Source organism: Lentzea sp. JNUCC 0626, assembly GCF_043632865.1.
Classification (GTDB): domain Bacteria; phylum Actinomycetota; class Actinomycetes; order Mycobacteriales; family Pseudonocardiaceae; genus Lentzea.
In genome coordinates this window covers 8,582,294-8,609,205 of record NZ_CP171635.1, presented here as the reverse complement: position 1 = coordinate 8,609,205, position 26,912 = coordinate 8,582,294, and the positions used below count along the sequence as shown (strand labels likewise).

Below are 26,912 nucleotides of genomic sequence, written 5' to 3'. Positions count from 1 at the left end.
GGAAACTCCTATCTCCAGGCGTGGCTCGTCAGCGCAGGATTGCCACTCCTGCGGACCGTCCAAGAAGGACGGTTTCGCCCTAGGTGCCCTCGAACGCGCAGACAAACACCTGCGCTGCGACCAGAAACTGCTCGTAGGTCTCTGGGGCCCTAGTCATGAAGCGCTCGGGGGTACCGACGCGCACCGTCGACCACTTGTCCGTGCCGCTGCGCTGGGTGCCGAAGTGGAGGCGCTGGTAACCAACGGGGTTAGCGAGTCGGAAGAGTGTTCGGCGGTCCTGCGACATCCAGTCGACCGCGAACCAGCGCTCGCTGCTCGCGTTGACCAGCTCGGGCAGGACGGAGTTCTCAATCACGCCGTCTCCCTCGACTCGTTGTCCACCTCGCGCACCGTTCGCACTGCGACCCTGACGACCTCGTTGATCAGGGAGCTGACGTCCCAGGCTGGGTTCTTCCCCTCAGTAGCCGCCACGACGCGCTCCAGGCTTGCCGGGCCGGCAACGACTGCGCCCCACACCTCGTCGGGCACCTCATCGAGCGCCTCGTCCTCGTCCCTGTCCTCCTGGGCGGGCTCGTCCGCAGGGCCCTCGGGATCGTCTGGAGGCGTTGAGGCGTGCGCACTGCTGTCCACGCGGGCGTACTTCTCCTGGCGACTGATCGCCGCCCGCGCCTCCGCCTTGGCCTCACCCTCGTCGAAGAAGCCGCCGATCGCCTCGACTTCCTCCCACGTGTCCCTGTCCTCGCGGTCAGGGCTGGTCCAGGTAGTCCGCTCCTCGATCACGTAGCGGACAGCCATGTTGTGGGCCCAGGTTCGGTACTCGTCGCGCTCATCACGCAGGAGCCCCAGACCTGCTCTCTCGAACTCCTCGGGATTGCCGCGCCTGCCCCCGGCCCAGAACTCCACGTCGCCGGGCATCACGTACCAGATCGCGAACGCCCCGTCGCTTGGCCGATCCGCCAGGGTGACCGCACCGTGGACCGCTCGCGCATAGCGCTCAAAGATCCGGATCGTCTGCGGAGTCGAGTAGCGGCGAACCAGGCGGAACCAGGCATCGGACAGCGGCCCAAAGTCGTCGTCGATCGGGACGTAGTTGCGCCGCTCGAACGTGACCACGTTCGTCACCGCAGCGCCCGCCGTGCGCGGGTTCGCCGCGTACTCGTCGTGCTCGATGCGGTAGCGGAACTCCGGAATCAAAGTGCTCGTCATGGATTTCTTCCTTCGTAGCAGGCTCATCAGCACGGGCACGCCAGGCCCGTGGACGGGAGTCGACTCCCGTTTCGCCAGCCGCCGACCAGGTCGGTCAGAGTCGACCAATCGCCTGCGCCAGCAGGATTGCCCGCTCGGGGGTCGTGGTGACCTTGAAGAAGATCGAGCCGTGTCGAGGGTCGATTTCGGCTCGCGTCTCGTCTGCGTAGTCGCCAAGGCGAACGAAGTGGTTGTCCTTGTTCACTCGTGCGCTGTCACCCATCGCCGCGCGGATCTCCTCGGCCAGGCTCGCGATAGCTGCCTCGCGCTCCTCCTGCGCCCGCTTTCGCGTCTGCGCATCACGGAGCACGGGGATTGCCTTGGGCAGCAGGCGGCTCGTGATGTCGCCCGCGATTCGCCGAGGAGTCTTGGTCGTGGAGACGTTGATGTCGTTAAGTCGATCGGCGAGCCACTGAAAGGGGCTCAGTTGTCGCAGCGAGAGACCGACCTGGAACTGGCCTTTGGTGATGTCCCGGTTGTGCCTGACGTGTAGCTCCAGGCCGTCCGGACCAATCAGGAAGGCATCCTCGTTGGTGTCCGACACTCCAAGGGACGCGCTCCACCCGTCCCCCAACTCCGTCGCGATCTCCGCCGCGATCGTGGGCACGTCCATCTGCACTTCGGTCATCGAGACCACTCCTTTGCCTTGGTGGCAGGCTCATCAGCGCAGGGATGCCAGCCCTGCGGACCCCTTGCGGGGTTTCGCCGTCCGGTTCAGGCGCCTTGAGGAGGTGGCTCGAACGGCTCAGGTTCCAGGGAATCGCTGGTTCCGCGGGGACTTGTGAGGTAGCGCTTCTCGTCGTCGTAGCCGTCGAGTCGGACGAAGACGTAGACCCAGAGGTCCGATCTCGGTTCGATGCGGGCGACGGTGCCGTTGAAAAGGCATGTGCCGACCCCTTCAACAAGACGCAAGCCACAGACCCGCTGACCGACCTTGTACGGAAAGGCCATCAGGCCCCTACGCCGTGATCTCGCGGTAGAAGCGCGTCGCCGATTCCTCGTCCTCGAACTGGTGAAGATCGGCGGGCATCCCGTCGAACGACGAGATGACGACGAACATCTGGTGGCTGCCCGTACTCTCGTGCATCGAGACCACGCAGCCGTTCGGGAATCCGATCGACTCCACGCGAAAGAGCTCTTGACCTTCATTCATGTGGTTCCTTCCAGGTGGCAGGCTCATCAGCTTTGGGACGCCAGCCCAAAGGACCGTCCTACATGGACGGTTTCGCCCCTACTTGCTGTCTCCGAAGTACTTGCAGAGAACCGGCTCGCCGTCGTGCATCCCTCTGCAGGTTGGTGACCGCAGGACGCGGTCTGGGTCCGTAAGCTTCTTCCGGCTGCTGGACTCCAGGTCGTCAATCTCCGCCGCCTTCAACGCCTCGTAGTGGTCGAGGTGCTCCTGCTCAACCACTTGCAAGTCCGGTAGCGCTGCCGCAAACATTCGGAAGTAGAGTCCGGCTGCAGCCGTCGTGAGCGGGCTTGCCGTGCTCGCCTGGCTGACGAGGCAGAGCACTTCGGCAGACGTTCCGATCCGGGTGTCGACACCTGAGGCCACTCGATCAAGCATTTCCCGGCAGTGGGCGCGGTAGACACGCTCCAGGTCCATACGCCGATGACTGATCGGCTTCAGGAGGTGAAAAGCGTGATACAGGGTGTCCGCCTCGGCGGGATGTCTAGCCATAGCGCGCTTGATCTCATCCTCGGCCCAGGTCATCTGGTCGAATGCGCAACCGACCAGGCCGTTGATCTCTTCCAGGACGTCGTGCGTAACAGTGTTGTTTTCAGGCATGCGAAATCGCCTCTCACAGACTCAGTGGATAGGCAGGCTCATCAGCCCTGGGATGCCGCCCAGAGGACCGTCCGCAGTGGACGGTTTCGCCGTCAGTGGTTGCTGTTGCCGTTCGAGCGGTAGAAGTCGGCCCAGAAGTTCGTGATGGTGGAATCGATCACCAGGTGGGGTACCTCGACGATCTCTCGGACCAGATCACGGGCTACCGCAGCGTCCTTTGTGGCTCTCGCGAGCCGGACGAAGTCCTGATACGCCCTGCGCTTGCGTCCTAGAAGCGGCGCAGCGCGAGATTCGAGGGTCTGTCGATCCAGCCGGACAACGGACCGGATGTACTTACTGTGCGCTTCGTTGTCCACCAACCTCAGTTCCCACACAGCCCTTGGGATCGCGGGAATCAGAACGTTGATGGCGTCGAGACAGTCGTCGCATCGGTTCTTCTCGTTGCCCGCGTCGTACATGCTCGAACCCATCGCCGTCGTGGCGGAACAGCCTTCCGTGTAGCAGAGTCCTCCGAAGAGACCTCGCGTCTTGAGGGTCGTCATTTCGCCTGTTTCTCTATGTCTGGCAGGCTCATCAGCCTCGGGATGCCAGCCCGAGGGACCACCCCTGCGGGATGGTTTCGCCGTACTGCTCATGCGATCGGCAGTGCAATCTGCTCGGGTTCGTGCCGAGGCTCCCGCCAAGCGGCCACGATGGAGTCGATCACGTGGTCGACAGCCTGCTTGTGGGCGTCGTTCGTGACGTCGGTGGACGTGTTGAACTGCCAGTCGTTCTGATCAAAACCGAAGTAGAGACTGCGGATCTCGTCGTCCGAGACCGCGAGGTCATCCGCGTTCCACCAAGTGACGCTGTCCAGCTCCGAAGAGAGCTCCTGGGCGTAGAAGCCCTCCCAGGCGTGGGTGATCCGTTCTTCTCGGTACTCCTCCAGCCGATCGTTGCGAAGGCAGACGACATCGCCGCTCATCCCTTCCGCGAGTTCGACAAGGAGACGCAACCGTCCGATCCCGGTGTCGATGTCGTCATCCGTGACGACCGGAAGCTCCCCGAGCTGGAGCCAGACAGCGCGGTATCCATGCCTCCCCTCGTCCACCGGAAGGTCGTAGTCCTCCTCCAGGACAAGGACATTCGTGGCGTCATACTCGCTACCGTGAAGGTCCGAGTGTTCGACCAGAATGACCGTGACCGCGCCGAAGTCGCGGGTCGGCGAACCATCGCTCATGACGAGCGAGAACAGGTGTTCCGCAGGGACCTTTTCCAGCGCTCGGCCGGTTTCATCCAGCGTGAGACCGACTCGCGGGACGTCCGCCAGGCGCTCCCACAGCTCTACGGCCTCGGTGTACTGGTCCGGCGAATAGGCATGCGTGATCGCAAGCTCAACGCTCATACTTGTTCCGTCCTTTGTGGGCGGTAGATTGGCAGGCTCATCAGTGCCGGGGTGCCGCTCCCGGCAGACGCCTCGCGGCGTTTCGCCCTTGTCAGAGCAAGTTCTCGACGATGTACCCGAGCGCGTGTTGGTCCACCTGAGACGGGCTCAGCAGTCCAACGAAGAAGTAGGCGTGACTGTCGTGCTCGTAGTCGTCGCCTTCCGCGTGGCCAACAAGCCAACGCACCGCAGCTCTCACGTCGCCGAGTTCGATCAGCGCCCCGGCGATGAGGTCGGCCTGTTCGCACGAGAAGGCGGACCCGGCTCCACTCGCGGTGGCGTGATCCCCGAAGAGATGCGCAAGCGCGGCGAGCGAGCTGCTGGGTTCCGTGGTGGTCATGTTTCCCTCCATTCGGCAGGCTCATCAGCGTGGAGATGCCAGCTCCACGGACGGGGTCACCCCCGTTTCGCCAAACTTTCACACCAGCGCCATGTAGACGACGTCTGGCCCGCCAGGCGCCCAGTTCGGCTCGCGCTTGGTCTCCGCGAAGCCAAAGGACTCGTAGTAATCCGGCAGGAACCCGTCGAAGCAGTCGAGGGTTCGCGCCCCCAAACCGATCGCTTCATTGACGAGGTGCTGCCCCCGCCCCTTGGTAGTGCTGAACAGTCCAATCAGGTCAGCGTCGGACGACACGCCAAACCCACTCGTGAGGTCATCGGCGAGGTAGTACACGGCGTTGTCAGGCATCTCCTCGGGCGAGGAGGTTGCGTCGGCAACGCGGACAGACTGGTCCCGTGCCACGGCGAGCGCATCGCGATAGGTGTCTGCCGAGACCTCGTGCAGGTAGAACATCTCTCAACTCCTGAAGGGTTGGTCCGAGTGCCTGCTGCCACTTCCGAGGTCACGCCACCCCGCCCCCGCTATATGAGGCTGGTGGTCGCAGCAGGCCGAGAACTGTCGCCATTAGCTAAACTTTCACACCCGGTTAGGCGTGAGGGCATGGCGATTCCGTCTCCTCGTCGCCGTCTTCCTGATCAGGCCGTCGCGCGATGCTCATCCGCGCGGTCCCTCCTGACGTATCGGCTGGCCCTTGACGTCCACCCCAAGGGATGGTGGCGGGCTGCCCGTAATCCGGCGACGTATTTCATGTCCGGTACACGCTGTTGAGTTCTCAAGGTTCGAGTGATCCCGGTCGGTTCCTCCGGTTGTACGAAGGGCGATTCCGGTTCGTGCTGTGTGCAACTTTAGCACCTCGTTCCCCATCTGCCAAACTTGCACATTCAGGCCGCGCAGTTCGCGGCCCCATGCTCGCCAACGTGTTCTGACAGAGGCAGCAAGGTCAGCCACGGTCGCCCCTAGTGCGAGTGACTTTCCCAGCTTCCGCAACGGAAAGGCGTTGCGTCTGGCAGAGATGGCGCGCTTGTGACCGCAGAGAAAGCGGCTCCTGTTGGTGCAGGTTGCGCAGATGGAGTTCTCAAGGTTCGTGTCGTTCCGCTCCGTTCAGCCCCGGTTGGGGCGTCCCGTCCTGGCGACAACGAGAACATTAGTCAAAGTTGCACACGCTGGTCAAGCACCAATCTTTCGTCGCTGATCAGCGACGGTTTCCGACTTCAACGGATCCTTTGTGGACGGTCTGATGTGGCTCTGCTGCAGCCCTGCGAACGACCTAACTTGGGGCTTAAGCGGCGAACTCACTTGCCGTTGGGTCGTGCAGCTCGGTGCGTCGGCGCGCTACGCGACAAAGAAAGGAACCGTGCGAGCGCGCGAGAATACGACACAACTCTCACCAGTGGGGGTATGACCCCGATCACATCACAACGGAGACCGCCGAGTCTTAGCCGCCGAAATCCTGCCACGGTTCCGAAGTCGTTCAAGCCGACCGCAAGGCGCCGGCGGAGCGAGTAATGCCAGCTCAAGGGCTAGTTTGCCCCTGCATTCGCCGAACGATGGCAGCACGAATCTCAGCGTTCGACAGCCCCTGCGCTGCGAGCTCGGATCGGAGTCGCTGGAGTTCCGCGAGGCGACTGCCGGCCGGAGCCGCTCCGTCGACCAGCTGACCATCAAGTACGAGCGCGCCGAAGCGCGCGGTCATCTGCACGTCATCCCGGTCGTCCCGCTCGCTGCTCACGTGTCAAGCTTACACACTTCCAGAGCTCGTGCAGCGTGCCCCCCAGCTGGCGTGGCCCAGCTCACAACGCGCTTCGGTTCTAAAGCGCCTGCCTGCGACCGGATCTATAAGTGAAGGCAGCAAGCACAGACGGTATGCCTTCTGCAGCAAGGCTTTCGTCTTGAAGGCCCCCTTCGGGGGCCACCTAGCGAAAAGGCTTAAGGAAGTTCCTTAACTCCTTGAGGCCCCTCTTTCAGCCCTGGGTCGGCAGCGGTGGCGAATCACGCCCGCACACGCCGTCGGGGCTCTTCTCTTCCACGTCGCGAGGCGGTGAAACGCCATGCCCCAGTGGTCCGGTTCAGACCGGCGATCACGCCTCCCGGCTGACTGGGATCGCATTCGGCGCCGCATCTTGCGGCGCGACGGCTCCCGCTGCACGCACATCGACGAAAACGGTGTGCGGTGCGCGGAGCCGGCGAGCGACGTGGACCACGTTCTGCCCGGTGATGACCATCGAGACACCAACCTCACCTCGATCTGCGCATGGCATCACCGGCAGAAGTCCTCACGCGAGGGCGCCGCGGCCAAGGCTGCCCAGTGGCGCCGGCACAACGCGAAGTTCAGACGTACCGAGGCTCATCCCGGCTTTCTCTAACACCAGACACAAACTGCGCCGCGTTCGCGGCGTTCCCGGATGGGCGATGTCCTCCGGTTCCCAGGCTCCGACCGGGTTCTGAGCGCATGCGCGTGCTTCGGGCCGCGCTGTTGCTCCCCGGTTCGGGGTCTGTCTCATCTGCCCTGCTTCCGCTGCGACGTAAAGGTTCCTGCCGTCTCGGTGGGTAGTGCATCGGACGGGGCTTCATCCAGAAGAGGAGAAGTCCAAGGTTGCCTGAATACCTCCTGGCGCCGGCGCTCGCGACCCTTCGCGCACAGTTCGATCAGCGGTTCCCTAACCGCTCTCGCGCGTCGGATGGCTGGATCGGGGACGCGGCTCACCGCGCTCAAGGCTCGGCTTCCGATCACAACCCGTGGGTGGTGATCGACGGCCAGGCCTACGTGACCGCGCTGGACATCACGAACCATCCGGAGATCGGGCTGGACCTGAACAAGCTCACCGACGAGCTGCAGGTGCTGTGTCGTGACGGCGGTGAGAACAGGCTGAAGTATGCGATCCACCGCGCGCTGATCATGGACACGCGCCCGCAGTTCAGCCCGTTCCAGTGGACGCCGAGCTCCGGTCACTGGGTGCACGCGCACTTCAGCGTCATGAACGACCGCCGTCTGCTCGATCCGCGGCCGTGGAACCTACCGATGCTGGCAGGCACGGGTGCACCGGCGCCCACTCCGACGCCGGCACCGAGTCCTTCAGTTCCAGGCTGGCCGCTTCCGGCAGGCCACTGGTTCGGAGACTGGCGTGGACCGAACGAGCAGCATGGTGGTGCACCTGGTTCTCAGTACGACTGGGAGAGGCCGCACGTGCTGGCAATCCAGCGCAAGCTCCAGGCGATCGGCTGCGCTCCGAACGTCCCTGGCTGGGCCGATGGTCGTTGGGACCCGCCGACCACCGCGGCGATGAGCGAGTTCCAGCGTCGCCACCGTGCGAACCAGACCACGATCTGGGGTAAGTGCTACAGCGACGACTGGCAGCACCTGTTCAGCCTCTGATCAAGCCCTCTTACGCCCGTTCCGCCGCAGCTGTGGCTGGGCGGGCGTCCCCCGCTTGCCGAGGAGGTGATCGAGATGCCAGGCCCCGTTCCGGAGCGGGAGGACAACCTGGCCCGGCCGCGTGAGCGCAAGGGCAAGGACGTTCAAGCCGTTAGCCGCGGAGAGCTGCGCTCGGTCACCGTCCCGCATCCTGATCCGGAGTGGCACCCGATCGCGCTCCGCCTCTACAAGGCGTTGAAGACGTCAGGGCAAGCCGACTTCTACCAGAACAGCGACTGGGCGTTCGCGTACTCGCTGTGTGAGGACCTGTCGTACTACAAGCGGGCGCCCGGCGGAAAGCGCTCTGGGCAGATGCTGCAGACCATCTACTCGGCGTTCGAGCGGCTGCTCGTCACCGAGGGAGATCGCCGTCGAGTGCGCATCGAGCTCCACGAGCCGGAGGACGAGACCACGCCGGCCTCCGTGACGGCCATCGCCGACTACCGCAAGGAGCTCGGCCTCGAAGCCTGACCACCTCCCTTCGCGGTGACGAATCCCCGAAGGGAGGTGAGTCCCCATCTCAGCCCCAACAACGCTGACCGCCGAGGAGATCGACGCGCTTGAGCCGTCGACCATCGGCCCGACCTGGAAGCGGAACCCTCTCGGCGCCTGGGAATTACCGCGCCACACGCTCGGCTGGCAGATCGCCGGCTGGTGCGCGGACTACCTCCTAGCCGAGAACGGCGGCCCCTGGAAGTTCACCAGGGAGCAACTCCGCTTCGTTCTGTGGTGGTACGCGATCGACGAAACCGGTCGCTTCATCCACCGCAAGGGAGTTCTTCAGCGCATGAAGGGCTGGGGCTTACCCCGGTAAGGACCCCCTTCTCGCTGTTCTCTGCCTGGTCGAGCTCGTCGGCCCGTCGCGGTTCTCCCACTGGGACACCAAGACGATGGAGCCGGTCGGGGTGCCGCACCCGCAAGCCTGGGTGCAGGTCACCGCGGTCAACCAGTCGCAGACCACCAACACGATGTCGCTCATCCCCTCGTTGATGAGCGACAAGTTCAAGACGACCTACCGCATCAAGGACGGCGCGGAGATCATCCGCGCGAACGGCGGGAAGTGTCGCCTTGAGGCCGTCACGTCGAGCTACCGCGCCCTGGAGGGCAAGCGGACGACGTTCACGTTGCTCAACGAGACCCACCACTGGGTCAGCGGCAACAACGGTCACAAGATGTACGAGACGATCGACGGTAACGCGACCAAAAAGGACAGTCGCTACCTCGCGATCACCAACGCCTACCTGCCCGGCGAGGACTCCGTCGCCGAGCGGATGCGCGATGCCTTCGAGAAGATCGTCGAGGGCCGCGCGGTCGACATCGGGTTCCTGTACGACTCGGTCGAGGCACACCCGAAGACCCCGTTGACGCCTGAGGCGTTGCGGATCGTGCTGCCGAAGATCCGCGGTGACGCGGTCTGGCTCAGGCCGGACACGATCATCCAGTCGGTGCTCGACACGACGCTGTCAGCGTCGCGGTCGCGCCGCATGTGGCTCAACCAGATCGTTGCCGAGGAGGACGCGGTCTACGGGCCGGCCGAATGGGCGGCGTGCTTCGTCGAGGGGGCTGTTCTCCGTCCTGGTGACGAGATCGTGCTCGGCTTCGACGGCGGCAAGTCGGACGACGCGACCGCGCTGGTCGCGATCCGGATCTCGGACTTCGTCGCGTTCGTCATCGACTGCTGGGAGAAGCCAGACGGCCCTCGTGGTGAGGGCTGGGAGGTCAACCGCGAGCTCGTGGACAGCACGGTGCACGAGGCGTTCCAGCTCTACGAGGTCAAGGCCTTCTACGCCGACGTCGCGCTGTGGGAGTCCTACATCTCCGACTGGGCCGCCGACTACGGCGAGGGCCTCGCGGTGAAGGCCGAGGGCCACAACGCGATCGGCTGGGACATGCGCTCGTCGTTGAAGAAGGTGACCCGCGCGCACGAGCGGCTGCTGCGCTCGATCTTCGATGCCAAGCTCGGCCACAACGGCGATCTGGCGATGAAGCGCCACGTGCTCAACGCGCGGCGCCGCACGAACAACTACGGCCTCTCCTTCGGCAAGGAGACGGCTGATTCTCCCCGCAAGGTGGACATCTACGCCGCGCTGATGCTCGCCCACGAGGCGCTGCACGACCTGCGGACCCGCGGCAAGAAGACCAAGAAGCGCACGGGGCGCGGCTACTTCATTTAGGACGGTGTGTAAGTTTGGCAGACACCAGTCCCGCGTCCCTGGCGAAGCAGCTCCTTCAGATCCTGTACCGGGATGAGGCTCGCCTAGCGCGGATCGACGACTACCTGCATGGCCACCACGACGACCCGTACATGCCGGCGCAGGCCGATGACGAGTACCGGCTGATCGCGAAGCGCTCGGTGTCGAACTGGATGCCCTTGCTGGTCGGCACTCCAGCTCAGGCGCTGTATGTGGACGGATTTCGGCGTGGCCGACGCGGCGCCGGCGCCCATCGCGCGACCTCGACCGCCCTCCCCGAGTGGGACCACTGGCAGACCTCAAGGCTCGACGCGCGGCAGAGCGCGATTCACCGTGGAGCGCTGACCTACGGCCACAGCTTCGCGCTGACGGAGAAGGTCAAGGGCAAGGTCGTGACCAAGGGCCTGTCAGCGCTCAAGACCGCAGCCTTGTACGAAGACCCGGCCAACGACGACGTCCCCTTCGCGGCGTTGACGGTGGTCCGCTGGCCGAACGGCGATACGCCCGGTACCGCGCGGCTGTTCGACCACCGCAACGAGTACCGCGTGCGGTTCAGGTCGTTGTCCGACACGGCCGGCATCACGGTTCAGAACGGGCGCCGACACGGCGCGTCCGAGTGCCCTGTTACGCGGTTCGCCGCGTCGGTGGACCTCGAAGGTCGCACGGTCGGCGTGATCGAGCCGATGATCGCGCTGCAGAACCGCATCAACCAGACCGTGTTCGACCTGCTGATCGCGCAGACCTACGCCTCGTTCAAGGTGCGGTTCGCGACAGGGATGGCACCGCCCATCGAGCGCGACGCCGAGGGTGAGCCGGTTCTGGATGAGTCTGGCAACCCAAAACCGTTGCCCATCAACGCAAACGCGAAGCGGTTCTTGTTCGCTGAGGACCCCGACGTGAAGTTCGGCAGCCTCGACGAGACCCCGCTGTCCGGGTTCATCGACTCCATCGACATGAGCATTCGGCACCTGGCGGCGATCTCGCAGACACCTCCGCACCACCTGCTCGGCCAGATCGCGAACCTCTCCGCCGAGGCGCTCACCGCAGCGGAAACTGCGCTGTCGCGCATGATCGAGGAGTTCCGGCACTCCTTCGGCGAGGCCTGGGAGCGGGTCTTCCGGCTCGCCGCCGAGCTCGCCGGCGACATGTCGTCCGCACAGGACTTCCACGGCGAAGTGCTCTGGCGCGACATGGAGTCCAGGTCGTTGGCGCAGTCCGCGGATGCGCTCGGCAAGCTGGCCGAGGCGTTGGAAATCCCGAAGCGAGGCCTGTGGCGTCGCGTCCCCGACGTCACGCAGAACGAGATCGACTCGTGGGAGCAGATGCGCGAGGACGACGACGCAGAGCTCCAGCTTGCACAGTCCATCCGTCGTGCAACACCCGACCCTTCAGAGACGAACAGTCCTCAGGGCCAGGCGGCGTGACAAGCGCCGTCCTGCAAGCTGAGGCCGACCAGGCTTCGCTTGCGTTTCACGTCGCGCTGACGCAGATCGGCGTTGGGACTGTCGAGGACGCGCTGAAGCTCTGGGCAGGCGTACCGCCGACCAGAACAGCCGCCACAAGCGGAGCTTGGCTGGCCAGGGCGGTTCACCTGGTGATGACGCGGCGGGCGAGATCACGCGAGCTCGCGCTGGCCTACTACCGCCTCGTGCGGGCGCTACGTACCGGTTCGACCATCGCGGACCCGCGCAAGCCTGAACCGCTCTACGTCAGCTTGAACATGCTGCGTCGCGAGTTCACCGCGCTGGCCGGCACTCAGTCCGACTCCAAGCGCGCACTACGGCCTGACGACCGCGCGTCGGCCGCAGCGCAGGCCGAGGAAGATCCGACCGACCGCATCACAGTTGAGCGCCTCGATCACCTCGATCGTGAACAGCAACGTCTTGAGCGCGAAGCCGAGCGTGAGGCGACCCTCGTCCTCGATGCGTTGGGGCCAAAGAACCTGGAGCGCAAGCTCAAGGCGATCGACACCGACGCGCCAGCCACCGATGTTGACGAGCTACGCGAGGACGCTCACCGCAGAGCAGGAACACGACAAGCAGCCGCAGCTGAGCGCGTAGCGATGGATGGTGCCAGGAGCACCGTCTGGATGCTCGCCCAGCGCGACAAGCGCGTCGTCGGCTACGCCCGAATCTCCCGCACCGGCACCCCGTGCGGCTGGTGCGCGATGTTGATTTCGCGTGGTGCCGTCTACAAGTCGGCTGAGGGGTCCAGCTCGGATCTGTCCTTCGGCGACCTGGACAAGTACCACGACGGCTGCCACTGCTATGCCGAGCCGATCTACAGCCGCGAGCAGTTCGACAACTCGCCACTGACCGCCCTGAATCGCCGCTACAAGGCCGAGTGGAAGTCCCACATCGCCGACCGCGGGTTCAAGGGCAAAGCGGCGCTCACCGAGTGGCGTCGCCGTATCCGCCAAGAGCAGCGCGACGCCGCGCGACTGGCCCACCGGCGTCCAGGAGACGCGGCGTGATCCCCAAGAACGTCCAGGAGGCGTGCCCCTTGTCCGACACCACCCCGCCCGCTCCCTCCACCGAGGATTCCACGACCGATGACCAGCAGGCCCCAGGGAGCGCTGCGCCCGCCGATGGCGCCGAGGTGGCCGGAGACGGGACGCCGTCCGCCGCGGTGAAGCCTGAGGACGACCTTCCGGAGTGGGCACGCAAGGAGCTGACCAAGGTCCGCGGTGAGGCTGCGAACTACCGCACGCAGCTTCGCGCCGCGCAGGAGTCGCTGTCCAACGCGAAGACTCCCGAGGAGTTCCAGGCTGCGACCGCACAGCTTTCCGCGAAGGTCACGGAGCTGGAGACCTCGTTGCTGCGCAGCAGCGTCGCACGCAAGTACGACCTTCCCGACGAGCTCGCCGAGCGTCTGCGCGGCAGCACCGCGGAGGAAATGGAATCCGACGCCAAGGCGCTGCAGAAGTTCGCCGGCCCCGTCACCCCAGAATCGCTGGGCGGCGGGCTGACTCCGGACAGCACCGACGACGGCGAAATGGACCCGCGCAAGCTCGCCCGGCGCACTCGGCGCTGATCTTCGGCGAACTCCCTTTCCCTTACCCTGAGCCATTTTGGCCAGGGACCTTTCATGCCCTGGAGGCCGTGAACCTTGCCCACCGCACAGCACCAGGTCGTTAAGCCGGAGAAGCTGGCCGCGACCGCGGTCGGGATGCTGGAGCAGGAGCTCGTCATCCCGAACCTGTTCAAGAAGGAAGGCGTCGATCAGTTCAAGGGCGCCGAGGACGACACCGTGACTGTCAAGGTCGAGGGCGTCCTGCCGTTCCACGAGTACGCCTGGCGTAACGACCGCTCGACGGGCATCCGCTTCGACGAGTACAAGGAGCGCAAGATCCCGGTCACGTTCGGGGGCAACGTCTACTCCGCGGTCAAGCTGACCGACGAGCAGTCAGACTTCGACATCGACCAGTGGGGCAAGCTGCTGCGTCCGCAGACGAAGGCGGTCGCCCGCGGCCTGGCTCGGCGCTGCGTCGCGACGCTGACCGGCGCAACGTACAACGTGACGATCGGAAACGCGCTGGGCAACCTGCGCGGCGCGCTGATCGAGGCTCGCCGAGTGCTCAACAAGTTCCAGGTGCCGGACGGCCGGCGCTACATCGTCGTCGGCTCGGACTTCGAGTCCGCGCTGCTCAACGACGAGAAGCTGAACCTGGCGCAGTACGTCGGCGACACCGAGGCCGAGAGCGCGCTGCGCCTGGCCTCGCTCGGCCAGCGGTTCGGCTTCGAGTTCGTGGTCGATCAGACCATCGCGGGTGACGATGCGTACGCCTTCGTCGACCAGGCGTTCATCCTGGCGACCGCCGCACCGTCCGTGCCTCAGTCGGTTCCGTTCGGCGCCACGACCAGCTTCGAGGGCCTCGCGGTCCGCTGGGTGCGCGACTACGACAGCGAGTTCATGCAGGACCGCAGCGTGGTCAACACCTACGCCGGTACCCGCGACGTCAAGGACGTCCTGGTCGGCTGGGACGCGGCCAACAAGACCGAGATCGTCTCCGCCGGCGAGCACTTCGTCCGCGGGATCAAGCTCAAGCTCGACGGCTCCTCGGACTACCCGCCCGCAGCTTCCGAGCTGGCCAAGATCACGGGCATCAGCGACGCGCGGGTGTGGACCCCGACCGGACCCAAGCCCGAGACCGACCCGGCGAACGCCTGATCGCTGCAGCAGAAAGGCCGGCGCTTCCTCACTAGAGGCGCCGGCTTTCTTGCATCCAAGGAGGTGCAGATTTGGCCCCCTTTGCATCGTTCGACGAGCTCAAGGAACGCCTGGACTGGACCCTCGACGCAGACGAGACGCGCATCGCGAAAGCCGCACTGGACGACCTGTCCGGCTGGGCCCGGCACTACGGCCGCGCATGGCCCGACCCGAGTAGGGCCCCTCAGCTGGTGCGCACGCTCGTGCTCGGCGCCGCAGTGCGCTACATGCGCAACCCCGAGGGCTACGTACAGTCACGTGCGGGCGATGAAACGCTCGGCTGGTCCGATCTCGGCGACCGCGCTGGCTCGGCGCACTTCAACGACGATGAGATCACCGCTCTTGCCGCCATGTCCGGCAAGAGCAAGCTGCTCTCCGCCCCGATCAGCGCCTGGGGCCCGCAGCGCAAGCGCCACGCGGGCACCGGCACGGTTCCAGTTTCTGGTGGCGGCAAACAGTTTCCGCTGTTCTCCGACCCGGCGAGCCCCTGGTGAGCCACCAGCGCAAGCGCGGACAACGCGCCCGCGTCTGGAAGGCGGTCCAGGCCATCGACCGGCGTGGCAACCACGTGACCCGCGCTCAGCCGGACGGCCCGCACGAGGTACGCGCGGCGTTCATCCCGCAGCGCAGCTCGAAGGCTGAAGTGCCCGGCCAGCAACAGATCAACGTGACCCGCATGATCGTGTCCGCGGACCTGGAGGACGTGAACCTCTGGTCTCGCGTGGAGTGGAAGGGGCGGCAGTGGGACATCGTCTCGCCGCCGCAGTACCACCACGGCACGCGCCGCACCCGGCACTGGTCACTCGACATCCGAGAGAGGCCGTAGTGGCTCAGGTGTACCGGCGCGTCCGAGGCCAGAAGATCGAGCGCCTGATCGCGCAGCACGCGACCGTGCAGAAGCGCATGGACGACCTCACGCTGGAGGGCGCCGCACGCGCGGAGGCCAGGCTCGGCGAGCACCGGCACGACGGCCACGCGCGCATCGACGTGGAACAGGGCGACATTGACCGCTACGTGGTCCTTGACGACGAACGCGGCCTGATGGCCGCTCTGTCCATTGAGTACGGCCGCAAGCCGACACCCGCGTCCGAGGAAAACCCTGACGGTGGCAAGGGCATGGAGGGCCTGTGGATCCTGCATGACGCGATGGGTCTCAAGCGCCCTGGCGGTGACCAATGATCGATCTGCCGCCCAGCGTGCTCGCCCTTGTCGAGCTGGCGCCCGTCGAGGACATCTGCCTGCGCGTGCTGCGTGAGGGCCTGCCGGACGTGCCGATCGTCTCTCTGATCGCGGACGACGCCCCCGGCCTGTTCATCCTCGTGCGCCGCCTGCCAGCCCTGGGCAACTGGAAGGGCGACCCGCGCTTCACCGACTGGGGCCGGTTCAGCGTGAACGTGTTCGCGCAGGACCCAGACGGCGACGAGAAGTCCGCACTGGTGAGCGAGGCCGTGCGCGTGGTCATGCGCAACGCCTGGCTCGCGCACGCGAGCTACCCCGCCCTCGGCTCCATCATCTCGATCAAGATGCGCGGTGAACCCTCCCGCAAGCCCGACTGGGCGACCAGTACGGGTCCGGTGCAGTACGCCGACCTGCCCACCGGTATGTGGCGCTACGAGAGCACCTACGACCTCAAGATCCGCAAGCCGCGCGGTCGCTGACTTCTGTTTTCCCTCACCCCGCCCTCGCCGAGGAGCGGGGTCTTTGCTGACCCCTCGATCCCTTGGGAGGGAACGACTTTGGCACTTGACGACGGCGCGACGCTCGTCATTGACACCGGCAACTACCTGCTGGCCCCGACTGGCACGCAGATGCCCTCGGACCTGACCTCGCCTGCGGCCCCGTGGGACAACGTCGGTCACACCTCGCTGGAGGAGCTGCTCAGCATCACCTCCGAGGGTGGCGAGGCGACGGTCCTCGCGACGCTCCAGAACAAGACGCTGCGCACGCGCTACTCGGCGCGCACGGAGCGGATGTTGTTCACGCTCCAGCAGTTCGACGTCAAGGGCCTGCGCCTGTTCTACGGCGCGAACGCGCCCTTGCTGGCCAACGGCACGCTGGGCGTCCCGACCGACCCCAAGCCGACCGTGTGCGCGGTGCTGATCGTGTTCGTGGACGGCGACAACATCTTCGCGTTCTACGCGCCCAAGGCGGAGATCTACCGCGCGGACGACATGTCGCTGTCGGACACGGAGTCGCTCGCCGGCATGCCGATCGGCATCACTCCGCTGGTGCACGGCACGAACACGTGGACCTACGCGGTGACCCCACTGGCGAGCACGCCGACGTCCGTGATCGCCACAGGTGCGACAGCTGGCACGCCCGGCGCCTTCACTCCGTCGGGCGCTGCTCGTCCGTCGAGCCTTGCGGCGCTGCGCGCGAGCACGATCACCGCATCTCCGGCGACCGCGTGGACCACTGGCCAGTACGTCGCCTTGGGCGATGCCACGCAGGCCCACTGGGACGGCGACTCCTGGGAGTCCGGCGCGAAGCCCTGACCCCGCCCTCCCCCTGACACCCGGCGTGCGCCTGCCTTGCGGACCCGCGTGCACGCCGGGCCACCCCTCACGGTGGCACCCCTTCGGTCCGCTTCCCTTTGCCCTGCACCAAAACTGGAGGTCCGCAAAACCGTGTCCAGCTTCTCCCTTGACGACATCCGCGCAGCCGCCGACCGCAAGTACGGCTCCACCGACATCACCGTGGAGGACACGACCGTGCGCCTGCTCAACCCGCTGCGGATGAAGAAGGCTCAGCGCGACAAGCTCATCGGCGTCCAGAAGGAGATGGAGGCTGGGACCGACGAGGCGGAGGACGTCGACCAGGTGGCCGTCTTCCAGCAGGCGCTGCGCATCGTGGCGCAGACCCCCGCGCAGGCCAAGCTGCTCATCGACGCGATCGGTGACGACCTCGGCGTGCTGGCCGAGGTGTTCGAGCGCTACACGGAGGGCCAGTCCGTGGGGGAAGCCTCGTCCTCTGCCGCCTGATCGACGACTACGGCCGGGGCCTGTACGCGGATCTGCGCTTCCACTACGGCATCGACCTGGTGGACGTGATCGAGTGCCGCGGACCGGCTCCAGGTCTTGTCCTCGCTCTGGTGCAGAGGCTCCCCGACACCTCCCTGACCGCCGCGCTGGCCAACGGCGGGATACAGCACTTCGGCTGGGGCGTCGACCGGCACATGCACGCCGACACCTACGACGCCATCAACCTGCAGACCCGCGCGACCGGCAACTGGGGTAAGACGCCTCCCAGGTTCCCGGAGTGGCCGCGCCCCAACGACAAGCCCAGGGCAGCGCCCGCTCCCACTCCCAAGAAGCGCGTGAGCGTCGCGGATCTGCACGCGCGCATCTCTCGGAGGTAGCCCATTCCCGACACCCAGATCATCGGTCGCGTAGCGGTCAAGGTCTACCCGCACACCAACGACTTTCGGGCGGAGACCGAGCGCAAGCTCAACGTGATCGAGAAGTCCATCAAGGCGATCACGGTTGAGGTCAAACCCAAGTTCGACGAGAAGGCCATCGCAGCCGAGGCGCGCAAGGTCCGTGAGACCGCGGCCAAGATGCTCGGTGAAATCACGCTGCGCGTGAAGATGGACGACCAGAACTCTGTTCAGCGAGGCATTGCGCGCCTGCGCTCCGAGCTGGACAAGCTGGACGAGAAAGAGATCCAGGTCAAGCTCGACCGCGCCGACCTGGAGAGCAAGCTGGGCGCGCTGGAGAAGCACCTGGCTGACATCGCCACATTGGACCTCAAAGTACGGCCCGGCAGCGCATCCTCTCTTCAGCGTGCCGTCGCCAAGATCGAGGCGGAGCTGGAGAAGCTCGCCGAGGTCGACCTCAAGGTCAAGATGGACCGGGCGTCGCTGGAGAAGGCCAAGCGGGAGCTGGAAGCGGAGCTCAAGGCCGCGAGCCGAGTCGATCTGCGGATCGACCCCACGAGCCAGAACTCCCTGAGCCGGGCCATCGCCAAGCTCGACAGCGAACTGGAGAAGCTCCGCGAGCTGAAGGTCGCCGTGAAGCCCGACCGGGAGTCGCTGGAGCGGACCAAGGCTGAACTGGAGCGACGGCTCAAGATCCAGCAGAGCGTCGAGATGGTCGCCGACTACGTCAAGGCTGTCCAGCTGCGTCAGCGCGTGCAGGAACGGCTGGCCGGCATCAAGATCGCGCCCACCCTCGACCAGGGCGCCGTCGCCCGGACCATGCGTCAGATCGAGGGCTACGCGGAGCGGATCGAGCAGCTCAAGGCCGAGATCAAGCCGGGCATGGACCCGGTGGCCCGTCGCAAGCTCGAACGCGAGATCGACGACATCGAGGACCAGATCAGCGACCTGACGGCCGAGATCCACACCGACGTCAACGCGCTGTCGGAGAAGGCTTCCAAGGCCAAGCTCGCCGCGATGACTCGCGCCCGCCGCGTCCAGATCATCGTCGACATCAACAAGGCATCGGCCGCGCGCGTGACCGCCGTGCTCGCATCGCTGTCGGGCGCCCGAGTCGCAACCAACTGGATTCGTCAGCTCGGACAGGCACTGTCCAATCTGGACAAAAACGTGCCGATCATCGGCTCGATCGCACTCGCGGTCGCGGGCCTGGCCGGGTGGGCGCTCACCGCCGTGAGCAACCTCTTCACCCTGTCGGCGTCGCTGGCGCAGATCGGCGGAGCGGCGTTCGCGCTGCCCGGCATCTTCGGCGGCATCGCGGTCGGCGTCGGCGTCGCCATCGCGGTCCTCAAGGACTTCAACGAGGTCCTGCCCGAGGTCAAGACGCGGCTGTCCAGCTTGCAGGACCAGCTCTCCGAGCGGTTCTGGAAGGTAGCCGAGGCGCCCATCCGCCGGCTGGTCGACGAGCTGTTCCCCTCGCTGGAGCGCGGCGCAGGTCGCACCGCGGACGCGCTCGGCGTGTTCTTCGCCAACCTGTCCAACTCGCTGCGTACCGCGCTCGGGCCGGACGTGCTCGCCGGCATGTTCGACGCACTCGTCGAATCCATCGACATCGCGGGCAAGGGCACCGACGCCTACGCCGGAATCCTGGCCAAGCTCGGCACGGTCGGCGCCTCCTACCTGCCCCGGCTCGCCGCGTGGTTCGTCGACATCTCCCAGCGCCTGGACGACTTCCTCGGACAGGCGTCCGCAGACGGCCGACTCCAGACCTGGATCGACAACGGCATCCAGGCACTCGCCGACCTCGGCACGGTCATCGTCCAAATCGGACGGATCTTCGTCGGGATGGCGAAGGCGGCGGAGGCCGCGGGCGGCTCCACCCTGAGCACGCTGGCCGACAAGCTCACGCGGATCGCGGACATCGTCAACGGCGACCGCTTCCAGAGCGGCATGACCGACGTCTTCCGCGCGGCGCACGAGGCCATGAACCTCATCGCCACGATCTCGGGTCCCGCGGTCACGCGCCTGCTGGAGAGCCTGGGCCGCACGCTCACCGCCATCCTCCCGGTAGTCGGCGAGGCGCTCGGCACGCTGCTCGGCAACGTCGCCGAAGCCTTGAGTCACCCTGCCTTCCAGGGCGCGCTGGTGCTGATGTTCGAGGCGCTGCGCGATGCACTGGCCGCGCTAGGGCCTGCCTTCGGTCCGGTCGCTGTCGCGCTGGGCAAGCTGGCGATCCTCGTGGGCGAACTCGCCCGCGTCCTCGGACCGCTGGCGGCCGAGGTCCTCGGCGGCATCCTGGCCGAGGCGCTGATCCGGCTCGCGCCGAGCGTCACCAAATTGGTCGGCGTTCTGGGCGACGGACTGCTGCGCGTAGCGCAGACCCTCTCGCCGGTCCTGCTGCGCGTCGCCGACGCGCTCGCGCGAGCAGCCGACACGGCCCTGGTCCCCGCGCTCACGAAGGCGATCAACGGCCTGATCCCCGTGCTGGAGCGGGTGCTTCCGCTTATCGGCGACGCGCTGGTGACCGCGCTGGAGTCGCTGACTTCCAGCGGCCTGCTGCCGAACCTCGCCGAGCTGTTCGTGCAGATGGTCGGTGTGTGGGGCGGCATGGTCGAACGGCAGCTGCCCGAGCTGATCAAGCTGGTCCCGCTCGTCGCTGACGGGCTCGCGCGGGTCACGGAAGCGGCTACGCCGCTCCTGCCGAGCTTCGCCGAGCTGGCCTCGCTCGCGAGCGAGACCCTCGTCCCCGCGTTGGTCGCGTTCGCGCAGAAGGCCTTGCCAGCACTGGTCGACGCCATCGTCCTGGTGGCCGGGGTCCTTGCACCGCTGATCTCGAAGGCAGCCGACGCCGCGCGAATCTTCCGGGAGGACGTCCTGCCCGCGGCGCGGGAGCTGGCGTCCTACCTGGGCGACAACTTCTCGATCACCCTGGCCGGGCTCGCCGACGCCTTCCAGGGCTGCTTCGTCGCCATGAAGGGCTACTGGGACATCTTCGCCGGATTCCTGACGGCGGACTGGGGCCGGGTCTGGCGCGGGATCAAGGATGTCAGCTCGGGGATCTGGTCCGTGATCAGCGGCAGTTTCGCCGTGTTCATGGGCTCAAACCTGTTGGCGCCCTTGACAGACGGCCTCGGCACGATGAGCGAGCGCTGGTCTGCCGGGTGGCAGGACATGCAGCAGAAGTCCCGCGACGCCTGGCGGAGCCTGGGGAACGCCGCCCGCGACGGCGTGAACGACGTCGTCAACTGGGTCCGGGGCATCCCGGACCGCATGATCGCGGCGCTCGGCCCACTCGGACCGCTCCTCGTCGATGCCGGACGCCAGGTGATCGACGGCTTCCTCGCTGGCCTCCGCAGCGCCTTCGGGCGGGTGCAGGCCGCGCTCAAGGAGTTGACCGATCTCCTGCCCGACTGGAAGGGACCGGCCCCCGTCGACCGGACCATCCTGCGCGGCGCCGGCCAGCTCGTCATCGACGGCTTTATCGACGGCCTCGAATCGCGCTACGACGCGGTCCGGAAGTCGTTGCGGGGCCTCACCGACGACGTGGCCGACACCGACTTCGCCATCCCCGCAGTAACCGCCCCCGGCGTCACGCGACGGGCAGCGGGGCTGGCGGACGGCGCGCTGGCAGGCGGCAGGCAAGGCACTCAAAAGGTACTCAACTACTACGCCGCCCCCGGCTCGTCGCTCGGCTCCGAAGAGGACCTGTTCGCAGCCGCCGGTCGCGCGAGGATGGGCTGGTAAGTGCCACGACTGCAACTCGAATCCACAGTGGACGTCTTCGACCTCGACGACGCGCTGCGCAAGGGAAGAGGGGTTCAGGCCCTGTCCGGTGTGACCGGGCTGGGCCTGCCCCCGGTCTCCGTGCAGTGGCTCAGCGGTGCGGGTGACGGCGCGATCTACCGCGGTCGGCGCGTCCTGCCGCGCGACATCGACCTACCCCTGCTGCTCGACGCTCCTGACCGCGCGGAGCTCCAGCGTCTCGTGAACCGGCTGGCGATCATGCTGGCCGAGCCGTGCACGCTGCGCTGGGTCGAGGACGACGGCACCTCGTGGACCACCAGCGTGGTGCGTGTAGGGGGCGGTGACTACGGCTTCGGCGTGGACACGATCGGCGAGACCGACCTGCTGATCGTGCTCACGCTCCGAGCCGGGAACCCGTTCTTCACCTACAGCGTGCCCACCCGCAAGACGATCGGCGAGCAGGCCGAGACCCGCGGTCTGCTCGCGGGCAGCCTCGCGACCATGAACGTGGCCAGCTCGCAGGCCATCGGCGCCATCCAGCTGGAGAACTCCGGCGACGCCAGCTCGTTCCCGGTCTGGGAGATCGTCGGCCCTGGCAGAGATTTCAAGGCCACGTCACCGGCTGGCGAAGTGCTGTATTGGCGCGGCGTCCTCGGCGACGGCGAGCGGCTGTTCCTCGACGCCGGCCTGGGCACGGTCGTGGACAACCTCGGCCGCAACCGCTACGGCGAGCTCGCCCCGGCGCCCCGCTTCTGGGGCATCCCTCCCGGCACGACCACCGCGACGGTGAGCCTGGAGGACGTCATCCCCGAGTCACGAATCCTGTGCACCTGGCGGCCCCGGAAGTGGATGGTGATCTAGTGCGGCTCGCCGATCTCACGGTCGAGGTGCGCAACCGCGACCTGAAGCGCCTAGGCCTCATCCGGCCCGAGGAGCTGAACCTCCGGGTCGAGGGCGAGCACAACGGGGTCGGGGTCTGGAAGCTGGAGCTGCCCGCCGAGCACCCCCTCGCGGGAGCCCTCGGCCAGCCCGGCGCCGGGATCATCGTCACCGGCCCGCAGGACATCCTCATGTCCGGCCCCACGGTCAGCCCGGTCACGATCACCTCCGCTGAGGACACCGCGGGCATGGTCAGCTTCGAGGGCGTGTCGGACTCCGTCGTGCTCGCCGACATGCTGGCCTGGCCTCAACCGTCCAATCCGGACCCAACCAAACAGGCCGCCTCGCACGACGTCCGCCAGGGCGACGCGGAGAGCGTCATCCACGGCTACGTCAACGCCAACTGCGGGCCAGCGGCGCCGGCCGCGCGACGCAAGGCACGGCTGCGCATGGGGACCAACCTCGCGCGTGGCCCTCGCGTGAAGAAGTCAGCCCGCTTCCCCGTGCTGGGCTCGCTGGTCGCCGAGATCGCGGTGATGGCGGGCCTGGGGTTCCGGGTGGTGCAGCGCGGGGACGAGCTGGTGTTCGAGACCTACCGGGTCACCGACCGCAGCCTGGACATCCGTCTGGACGTCCTGAGCGGCACCCTGGCCTCCCAGTCCGTCGCCGTCGCCGCCCCTGGTGTCACGCGCGTGATCGTGGGCGGCCAGGGCGAACTCGAAAACCGCGCCTTCCTCGCGGCCACCACACCGGAAGCCGTTGAGGCCGAACAGGACTGGGGCCGGCGGATCGAGCGATTCGTCGACCAGCGCCAGACCGACGACCCCACCGAGTACCAGCAGGCAGCGGACGAGGTCCTCGCCGAGGAGGGCTTCACAGCCGTCGCCATGCGCGCGGTGCCCACCGACGACTCCACGATGCGCTTCGGCGTCGACTGGTACCTGGGCGACCGCGTCTCAGCCGTCGTCGGCTCAGGCGAGCTGTCGGCCGTGGCGACCGGTTATGTGCTCGCGGTCGGCGCCGCGGGTGTGCAGCTCGGCGCGATCCTCGGCGACCCGCGCCAGTTCGACCGCAACGAGACGCTGAACCGGCGCCTGGAGGACGCGCGCAAGCGCATCAGCGCCTTGGAGCGCAACGCAGAGATCGGAACGACGGCCGCGGACAACGCGGCGGTTATGAGCCTCATGGGGGTGTGGTAGCTCGTGGCGTTGACGCCGAAGACCTTTGTCCGCAAGGCACTCGGAAGCACGAACGGCCAGATTGTCGCAACAGTGCCAGCGGGTAAGCGCTGGGTCCTGACCAGCCTGCTGCTCTCCAACTTCAGGACGGGGATCGACAGCGCGAGCCTGAACTTCGTGTGCCTGGACGACGTGTACGTGCTCCACGACCTCAAACTCAGCCCCGGCGGGGTCTTCACGCTCGACTGCGCCCAGGTGCTCGAAGCGGGTCAGAGCATCCAGGCCTGGGCCGACGGGAACTACGGCGCGGCGCTGCACGCCTGCGGCGTGGAGATGGATGCCTGATGGGACACCAGTTTCTCAACAACGGCCCGGACCCAGCACTGCATGCCATCAGAGTCCAATTCGGACTGACCGGTGGCGGCGTCAAAACGGTGAACCGGGACCGCAGCGTCCGATGGTCATACGACTTCCGGGTCTACGCGCACGGCTACCACCCGATGCTGGTCACCGACACATCGTGGTGGATTCGGATGCCACCAGACGGCACGGTCATCCCCAACCCGAATCCCGGCGGCGACAGCGTCACCGTGACAGACGGCCGAATCCCGATGGGGTACTACTCCACACTCTGGTACGAGCTGCCCCTGGGCTCGTTCGGCGAACCCTTCCCAGGCAACTTCCGCATCACCAGCGTCTACGACGACAACCGCGTTCCGTGGGAGATCCCGTCCCACTGGGTCATGATCCTCACCCGCAACGACGCAGGCGGAGCAAGTCCCCATGTTCGTTGGGGCACAGGCGAAATCGACGACCACTGGGAGCCTCTGCCCCTGCTCAGCGGGTGGGTCGACTACGGCGGGGAATGGGCCACCGCCCAATACCGCAAAGGCCCGAGCTCGCTCGTGGAAGTGCGTGGCCTCGTCCGTGCGGGCAACGGCAGCCACATCGCGACCCTCCCAGTCGGCTATCGCCCCTCGGCGACCCACCTGACCGTCCAGAACCAGGCCGACACCTTCAACCGCGTCGACTTCCGCGCCAACGGCGAAATCCACCGCCTCGGCAGCGGCAACGCCTGGCTGACGATCAACGCAACGTTCTACGCCGATCTGTAGGAGGTGCGAGTGACCAACCCGAACACGAGCACCGCTGCTGGCGTGCCACTACGCCTGCTCGGCTGGGAGTACGACCAAGCCGCGGACATGATCCTCGGCATCTTCACCGACGCCCCCGCGGCCAACGACCCCAACCCCGCGGCCTTCCAGCCCACGCTGCGCTACGTCGTGGCCCTGGAGGTCATCGCCAGCGAGATCCACCCGCTCGACGAGCAGCCGGCGGCCCCGGCGCCCGAGCCGGACTCCGCCTAGCTTTCCGTCTCCCGAGGCCCCCAGCGCAGCATCGCGCTGGGGGCTTCGCCATGTCCGCAGGAGGCCGCCCCCGTGGCGATCAGCTCGTACCCGTTCGACAACCAGTCCACCACCGAATCCCAGTACAGCCACCTCTTCCGCGAACTCCAGGACTCCGGCGTCGTGGACAGCGCGAACGGCACAGCCTTCTCGGTCAGCGCCGACGCCGGCGGCATGTACGTCAACGTCCAGCCCGGAACCGCCATCGTCCGCGGGCACGTCGTGGTCTCCACCAGCGTCGAGCAGGTCCCGATCCCCGCAGCCGAGTCCGCCTCGCGCACCGACCGCGTCGTGCTGCGCCTGGACCCCACCCAGAACAAGATCAGCCTGGAGGCCGTCAAAGGCGAGCCTGGGGCAAGCACCCCACCGCTCACGCAGACCGACAGCGGCATCTTCGAGCTGAGCCTGAGCCGCATCCCCGTGCCGACCGGCACCACGAACATCGGCACCACCGTGCCGCAGGACGAGCGGCAGTTCACGGGCGGTCGCGTCCGCGTCTGGCGGACCGAGACCCGCCCGGCTTCACCGCGGCTGGGCGCACTGGGCCTCAACCTCTCGACCGCCCGCTGGGAGTGGCACAACGGCACAGGCTGGGTCGACCTGGCCCCGGTCATCGTGTGGAGCACGATCGAGGGCAGGCCTGCGACCTTCGCCCCGGCCCCGCACCGCCACCACTGGAACGACCTCGACGGCGTGCCGTCCAGCTTCACCCCGTCCGCGCACACCCACACCTGGGACAGCGTGACCGGCAAGCCGTCCTCGTTCCCGCCCTCCGGCCACACGCACGGCAAGGGCGACATCGCCGGACTCCAGGGCGACCTCGACTACCTGGTGAACAACAAGGCATGGGCCGACCACGGCCACGGCCAATACGCGACCTGGGGGCACCGGCACGGCGGCGGCGACATCGACGGGCACGTTGGCCGCGCCTGGGGAACGGATCGTGCGCACACCAACGGCCCCGGACCTGGCCCTTGGTTCGCGGTCTGGGTCGACGGCAACCGCAACTTCTGCCAGAACACGTCGGCTCGGCGGTTCAAGGAGAACATCCGCGACTACTGGATCGACCCGACGCGAGTGCTGGCTCTTCGTCCGCGCGTCTACGACCGCAAGAACACCGACCACAAGAACGAGCTCGGCCTCATCGCAGAAGAGGTCAACGAAACCCTGCCCGAGATCGTGCAGCGCAACGACGACGGCCAGATCATGGCCCTGCGCTACGACCTGCTGGGCGTCGCCCTGCTCTCAGTCGTGCAGGACCAGCAGGACCGCATCGCACGCCTTGAGCAGCTTGTCGCCGAGCTCGCGGAGCGTGCCGCGTGAGCGACCCCGTCATGATCGCGCTCATCTCCAGCGGCTTCGGCTTCCTGGGCATCGTGGCTGGCCTGCTCAAGCGACAGGACAAGAAGCTCAACGAGGTCAAGGAACACACCGCCGAGGCCCGCAAGCAGGTCCAGAACACGCACACGACGAACCTGCGTGACGACGTCGACCGCGTCATCGAACGCCTTGACGCTGTGCTCGCGGGCCAGACCCGACACGACGAGGCGTTCCGCGAACACGGCCAGGAGATCACCGCCTTGCGCCGCGACCTTTCCCACGAGCGCGCCGAGCGGCTCGCAGTGGCTGAACGCCTAGACCGCCACATCGACATCGCTCCCCACAACTGAACTGGGAAGCGCGTCGCAGTCCTTGCTCAACCTTCACGAAGAGGAGTTA

At 66.6% G+C, this 26,912-nt stretch carries 33 protein-coding genes and 5 other RNA genes; 22 read left to right on the top strand and 16 right to left on the bottom strand.

Going from position 1 to position 26,912, the window contains the following annotated elements:
* Window positions 1–15: 15 nt before the first annotated feature.
* The 16 genes from JNUCC0626_RS40270 to JNUCC0626_RS40195 form a co-directional block, all read right to left on the bottom strand.
* An RNA gene (locus JNUCC0626_RS40270) (hammerhead ribozyme type II) lies at window positions 16–80 on the bottom strand.
* Entirely contained in the window at window positions 80–355 is a 276-nt protein-coding gene (locus JNUCC0626_RS40265; protein ID WP_394615905.1) for a hypothetical protein, read from the bottom strand. The genes JNUCC0626_RS40270 and JNUCC0626_RS40265 overlap by 1 nt, the downstream gene beginning before the upstream one ends.
* Window positions 352–1,245, bottom strand: coding sequence for a hypothetical protein (locus JNUCC0626_RS40260; protein WP_394615904.1), 894 nt, complete (start codon window positions 1,243–1,245; stop codon window positions 352–354). The genes JNUCC0626_RS40265 and JNUCC0626_RS40260 overlap by 4 nt, the downstream gene beginning before the upstream one ends.
* Before the next feature lie 55 nt (window positions 1,246–1,300).
* A complete protein-coding gene (locus tag JNUCC0626_RS40255) occupies window positions 1,301–1,873 on the bottom strand; it encodes a hypothetical protein (RefSeq protein WP_394615903.1) in 573 nt (190 codons plus the stop codon).
* A gap of 86 nt (window positions 1,874–1,959) precedes the next feature.
* The gene (locus JNUCC0626_RS40250; protein ID WP_394615902.1) at window positions 1,960–2,196 is read right to left on the bottom strand and encodes a hypothetical protein; all 237 of its coding nucleotides are present in this window, start codon (window positions 2,194–2,196) and stop codon (window positions 1,960–1,962) included.
* A 7-nt stretch (window positions 2,197–2,203) separates the two neighbouring features.
* Window positions 2,204–2,332 (bottom strand): hypothetical protein, encoded by a 129-nt coding sequence (locus JNUCC0626_RS40245; protein WP_394615901.1) that lies wholly within the window; start codon window positions 2,330–2,332, stop codon window positions 2,204–2,206.
* A 78-nt stretch (window positions 2,333–2,410) separates the two neighbouring features.
* Window positions 2,411–2,476, bottom strand: an RNA gene (locus tag JNUCC0626_RS40240) — hammerhead ribozyme type II.
* On the bottom strand, window positions 2,477–3,034 hold the full coding sequence (locus JNUCC0626_RS40235) for a hypothetical protein (protein WP_394615900.1): 558 nt from the start codon (window positions 3,032–3,034) through the stop codon (window positions 2,477–2,479).
* Between the two features lie 27 nt (window positions 3,035–3,061).
* Window positions 3,062–3,126: hammerhead ribozyme type II (locus tag JNUCC0626_RS40230), an RNA gene on the bottom strand.
* The gene (locus JNUCC0626_RS40225; RefSeq protein ID WP_394615899.1) at window positions 3,127–3,576 is read right to left on the bottom strand and encodes a hypothetical protein; all 450 of its coding nucleotides are present in this window, start codon (window positions 3,574–3,576) and stop codon (window positions 3,127–3,129) included.
* Window positions 3,577–3,593: 17 nt separating this feature from the next.
* An RNA gene (locus tag JNUCC0626_RS40220) (hammerhead ribozyme type II) lies at window positions 3,594–3,659 on the bottom strand.
* Between the two features lie 6 nt (window positions 3,660–3,665).
* Window positions 3,666–4,418 (bottom strand): hypothetical protein, encoded by a 753-nt coding sequence (locus tag JNUCC0626_RS40215; protein WP_394615898.1) that lies wholly within the window; start codon window positions 4,416–4,418, stop codon window positions 3,666–3,668.
* Window positions 4,419–4,444: 26 nt separating this feature from the next.
* Window positions 4,445–4,506: hammerhead ribozyme type II (locus JNUCC0626_RS40210), an RNA gene on the bottom strand.
* Between the two features lie 3 nt (window positions 4,507–4,509).
* The gene (locus JNUCC0626_RS40205) at window positions 4,510–4,797 is read right to left on the bottom strand and encodes a hypothetical protein (protein WP_394615897.1); all 288 of its coding nucleotides are present in this window, start codon (window positions 4,795–4,797) and stop codon (window positions 4,510–4,512) included.
* A 78-nt stretch (window positions 4,798–4,875) separates the two neighbouring features.
* Window positions 4,876–5,250, bottom strand: coding sequence for a hypothetical protein (locus tag JNUCC0626_RS40200; RefSeq protein ID WP_394615896.1), 375 nt, complete (start codon window positions 5,248–5,250; stop codon window positions 4,876–4,878).
* A gap of 1,060 nt (window positions 5,251–6,310) precedes the next feature.
* The gene (locus tag JNUCC0626_RS40195; protein ID WP_394615895.1) at window positions 6,311–6,526 is read right to left on the bottom strand and encodes a hypothetical protein; all 216 of its coding nucleotides are present in this window, start codon (window positions 6,524–6,526) and stop codon (window positions 6,311–6,313) included.
* 1,011 nt (window positions 6,527–7,537) lie between these two features.
* Here JNUCC0626_RS40195 and JNUCC0626_RS40190 point away from each other — a divergent pair.
* From JNUCC0626_RS40190 to JNUCC0626_RS40085, 22 genes are all read left to right on the top strand, one after another.
* Window positions 7,538–8,170, top strand: a complete 633-nt coding sequence (locus tag JNUCC0626_RS40190) for a peptidoglycan-binding domain-containing protein (RefSeq protein ID WP_394615894.1) — start codon at window positions 7,538–7,540, stop codon at window positions 8,168–8,170.
* Window positions 8,171–8,245: 75 nt separating this feature from the next.
* Entirely contained in the window at window positions 8,246–8,680 is a 435-nt protein-coding gene (locus JNUCC0626_RS40185; RefSeq protein ID WP_394615893.1) for a hypothetical protein, read from the top strand.
* 419 nt (window positions 8,681–9,099) lie between these two features.
* On the top strand, window positions 9,100–10,383 hold the full coding sequence (locus tag JNUCC0626_RS40180) for a hypothetical protein (protein ID WP_394615892.1): 1,284 nt from the start codon (window positions 9,100–9,102) through the stop codon (window positions 10,381–10,383).
* A 14-nt stretch (window positions 10,384–10,397) separates the two neighbouring features.
* Window positions 10,398–11,825, top strand: a complete 1,428-nt coding sequence (locus tag JNUCC0626_RS40175; protein ID WP_394615891.1) for a phage portal protein — start codon at window positions 10,398–10,400, stop codon at window positions 11,823–11,825.
* The gene (locus JNUCC0626_RS40170) at window positions 11,822–12,874 is read left to right on the top strand and encodes a hypothetical protein (RefSeq protein WP_394615890.1); all 1,053 of its coding nucleotides are present in this window, start codon (window positions 11,822–11,824) and stop codon (window positions 12,872–12,874) included. The genes JNUCC0626_RS40175 and JNUCC0626_RS40170 overlap by 4 nt, the downstream gene beginning before the upstream one ends.
* Window positions 12,871–13,434, top strand: coding sequence for a hypothetical protein (locus JNUCC0626_RS40165; RefSeq protein WP_394615889.1), 564 nt, complete (start codon window positions 12,871–12,873; stop codon window positions 13,432–13,434). The genes JNUCC0626_RS40170 and JNUCC0626_RS40165 overlap by 4 nt, the downstream gene beginning before the upstream one ends.
* Window positions 13,435–13,509: 75 nt before the next feature.
* A complete protein-coding gene (locus JNUCC0626_RS40160; RefSeq protein WP_394615888.1) occupies window positions 13,510–14,571 on the top strand; it encodes a hypothetical protein in 1,062 nt (353 codons plus the stop codon).
* Window positions 14,572–14,642: 71 nt separating this feature from the next.
* Window positions 14,643–15,104 (top strand): hypothetical protein, encoded by a 462-nt coding sequence (locus JNUCC0626_RS40155; RefSeq protein WP_394615887.1) that lies wholly within the window; start codon window positions 14,643–14,645, stop codon window positions 15,102–15,104.
* On the top strand, window positions 15,101–15,436 hold the full coding sequence (locus tag JNUCC0626_RS40150; protein ID WP_394615886.1) for a phage head completion protein: 336 nt from the start codon (window positions 15,101–15,103) through the stop codon (window positions 15,434–15,436). The genes JNUCC0626_RS40155 and JNUCC0626_RS40150 overlap by 4 nt, the downstream gene beginning before the upstream one ends.
* Window positions 15,436–15,789 (top strand): DUF5403 family protein, encoded by a 354-nt coding sequence (locus tag JNUCC0626_RS40145; RefSeq protein ID WP_394615885.1) that lies wholly within the window; start codon window positions 15,436–15,438, stop codon window positions 15,787–15,789. Before JNUCC0626_RS40150 ends, JNUCC0626_RS40145 begins: the two co-directional genes overlap by 1 nt.
* A complete protein-coding gene (locus tag JNUCC0626_RS40140; protein WP_394615884.1) occupies window positions 15,786–16,268 on the top strand; it encodes a hypothetical protein in 483 nt (160 codons plus the stop codon). Before JNUCC0626_RS40145 ends, JNUCC0626_RS40140 begins: the two co-directional genes overlap by 4 nt.
* Before the next feature lie 78 nt (window positions 16,269–16,346).
* Window positions 16,347–17,105, top strand: a complete 759-nt coding sequence (locus tag JNUCC0626_RS40135; protein ID WP_394615883.1) for a hypothetical protein — start codon at window positions 16,347–16,349, stop codon at window positions 17,103–17,105.
* Between the two features lie 132 nt (window positions 17,106–17,237).
* The gene (locus JNUCC0626_RS40130; protein WP_394615882.1) at window positions 17,238–17,591 is read left to right on the top strand and encodes a phage tail assembly protein; all 354 of its coding nucleotides are present in this window, start codon (window positions 17,238–17,240) and stop codon (window positions 17,589–17,591) included.
* Window positions 17,592–17,701: 110 nt separating this feature from the next.
* Window positions 17,702–17,968 carry a hypothetical protein gene (locus JNUCC0626_RS40125; protein ID WP_394615881.1) on the top strand — a complete coding sequence of 89 codons (267 nt, stop codon included), beginning with the start codon at window positions 17,702–17,704 and terminating at the stop codon, window positions 17,966–17,968.
* A gap of 93 nt (window positions 17,969–18,061) precedes the next feature.
* Window positions 18,062–21,730 carry a hypothetical protein gene (locus JNUCC0626_RS40120; RefSeq protein WP_394615880.1) on the top strand — a complete coding sequence of 1,223 codons (3,669 nt, stop codon included), beginning with the start codon at window positions 18,062–18,064 and terminating at the stop codon, window positions 21,728–21,730.
* Window positions 21,731–22,591 carry a hypothetical protein gene (locus JNUCC0626_RS40115; protein WP_394615879.1) on the top strand — a complete coding sequence of 287 codons (861 nt, stop codon included), beginning with the start codon at window positions 21,731–21,733 and terminating at the stop codon, window positions 22,589–22,591.
* Window positions 22,591–23,808 (top strand): Gp37-like protein, encoded by a 1,218-nt coding sequence (locus JNUCC0626_RS40110; protein ID WP_394615878.1) that lies wholly within the window; start codon window positions 22,591–22,593, stop codon window positions 23,806–23,808. The genes JNUCC0626_RS40115 and JNUCC0626_RS40110 overlap by 1 nt, the downstream gene beginning before the upstream one ends.
* 3 nt (window positions 23,809–23,811) lie before the next feature.
* Window positions 23,812–24,132 carry a hypothetical protein gene (locus JNUCC0626_RS40105; protein WP_394615877.1) on the top strand — a complete coding sequence of 107 codons (321 nt, stop codon included), beginning with the start codon at window positions 23,812–23,814 and terminating at the stop codon, window positions 24,130–24,132.
* A 155-nt stretch (window positions 24,133–24,287) separates the two neighbouring features.
* Window positions 24,288–24,902, top strand: a complete 615-nt coding sequence (locus JNUCC0626_RS40100) for a hypothetical protein (RefSeq protein ID WP_394615876.1) — start codon at window positions 24,288–24,290, stop codon at window positions 24,900–24,902.
* A 9-nt stretch (window positions 24,903–24,911) separates the two neighbouring features.
* Complete coding sequence (locus JNUCC0626_RS40095) at window positions 24,912–25,154, top strand: hypothetical protein (protein ID WP_394615875.1); 243 nt, start codon at window positions 24,912–24,914, stop codon at window positions 25,152–25,154.
* Window positions 25,155–25,226: 72 nt separating this feature from the next.
* A complete protein-coding gene (locus JNUCC0626_RS40090; protein ID WP_394615874.1) occupies window positions 25,227–26,516 on the top strand; it encodes a tail fiber domain-containing protein in 1,290 nt (429 codons plus the stop codon).
* Complete coding sequence (locus JNUCC0626_RS40085; RefSeq protein WP_394615873.1) at window positions 26,513–26,863, top strand: hypothetical protein; 351 nt, start codon at window positions 26,513–26,515, stop codon at window positions 26,861–26,863. Before JNUCC0626_RS40090 ends, JNUCC0626_RS40085 begins: the two co-directional genes overlap by 4 nt.
* Window positions 26,864–26,912: the final 49 nt, after the last annotated feature.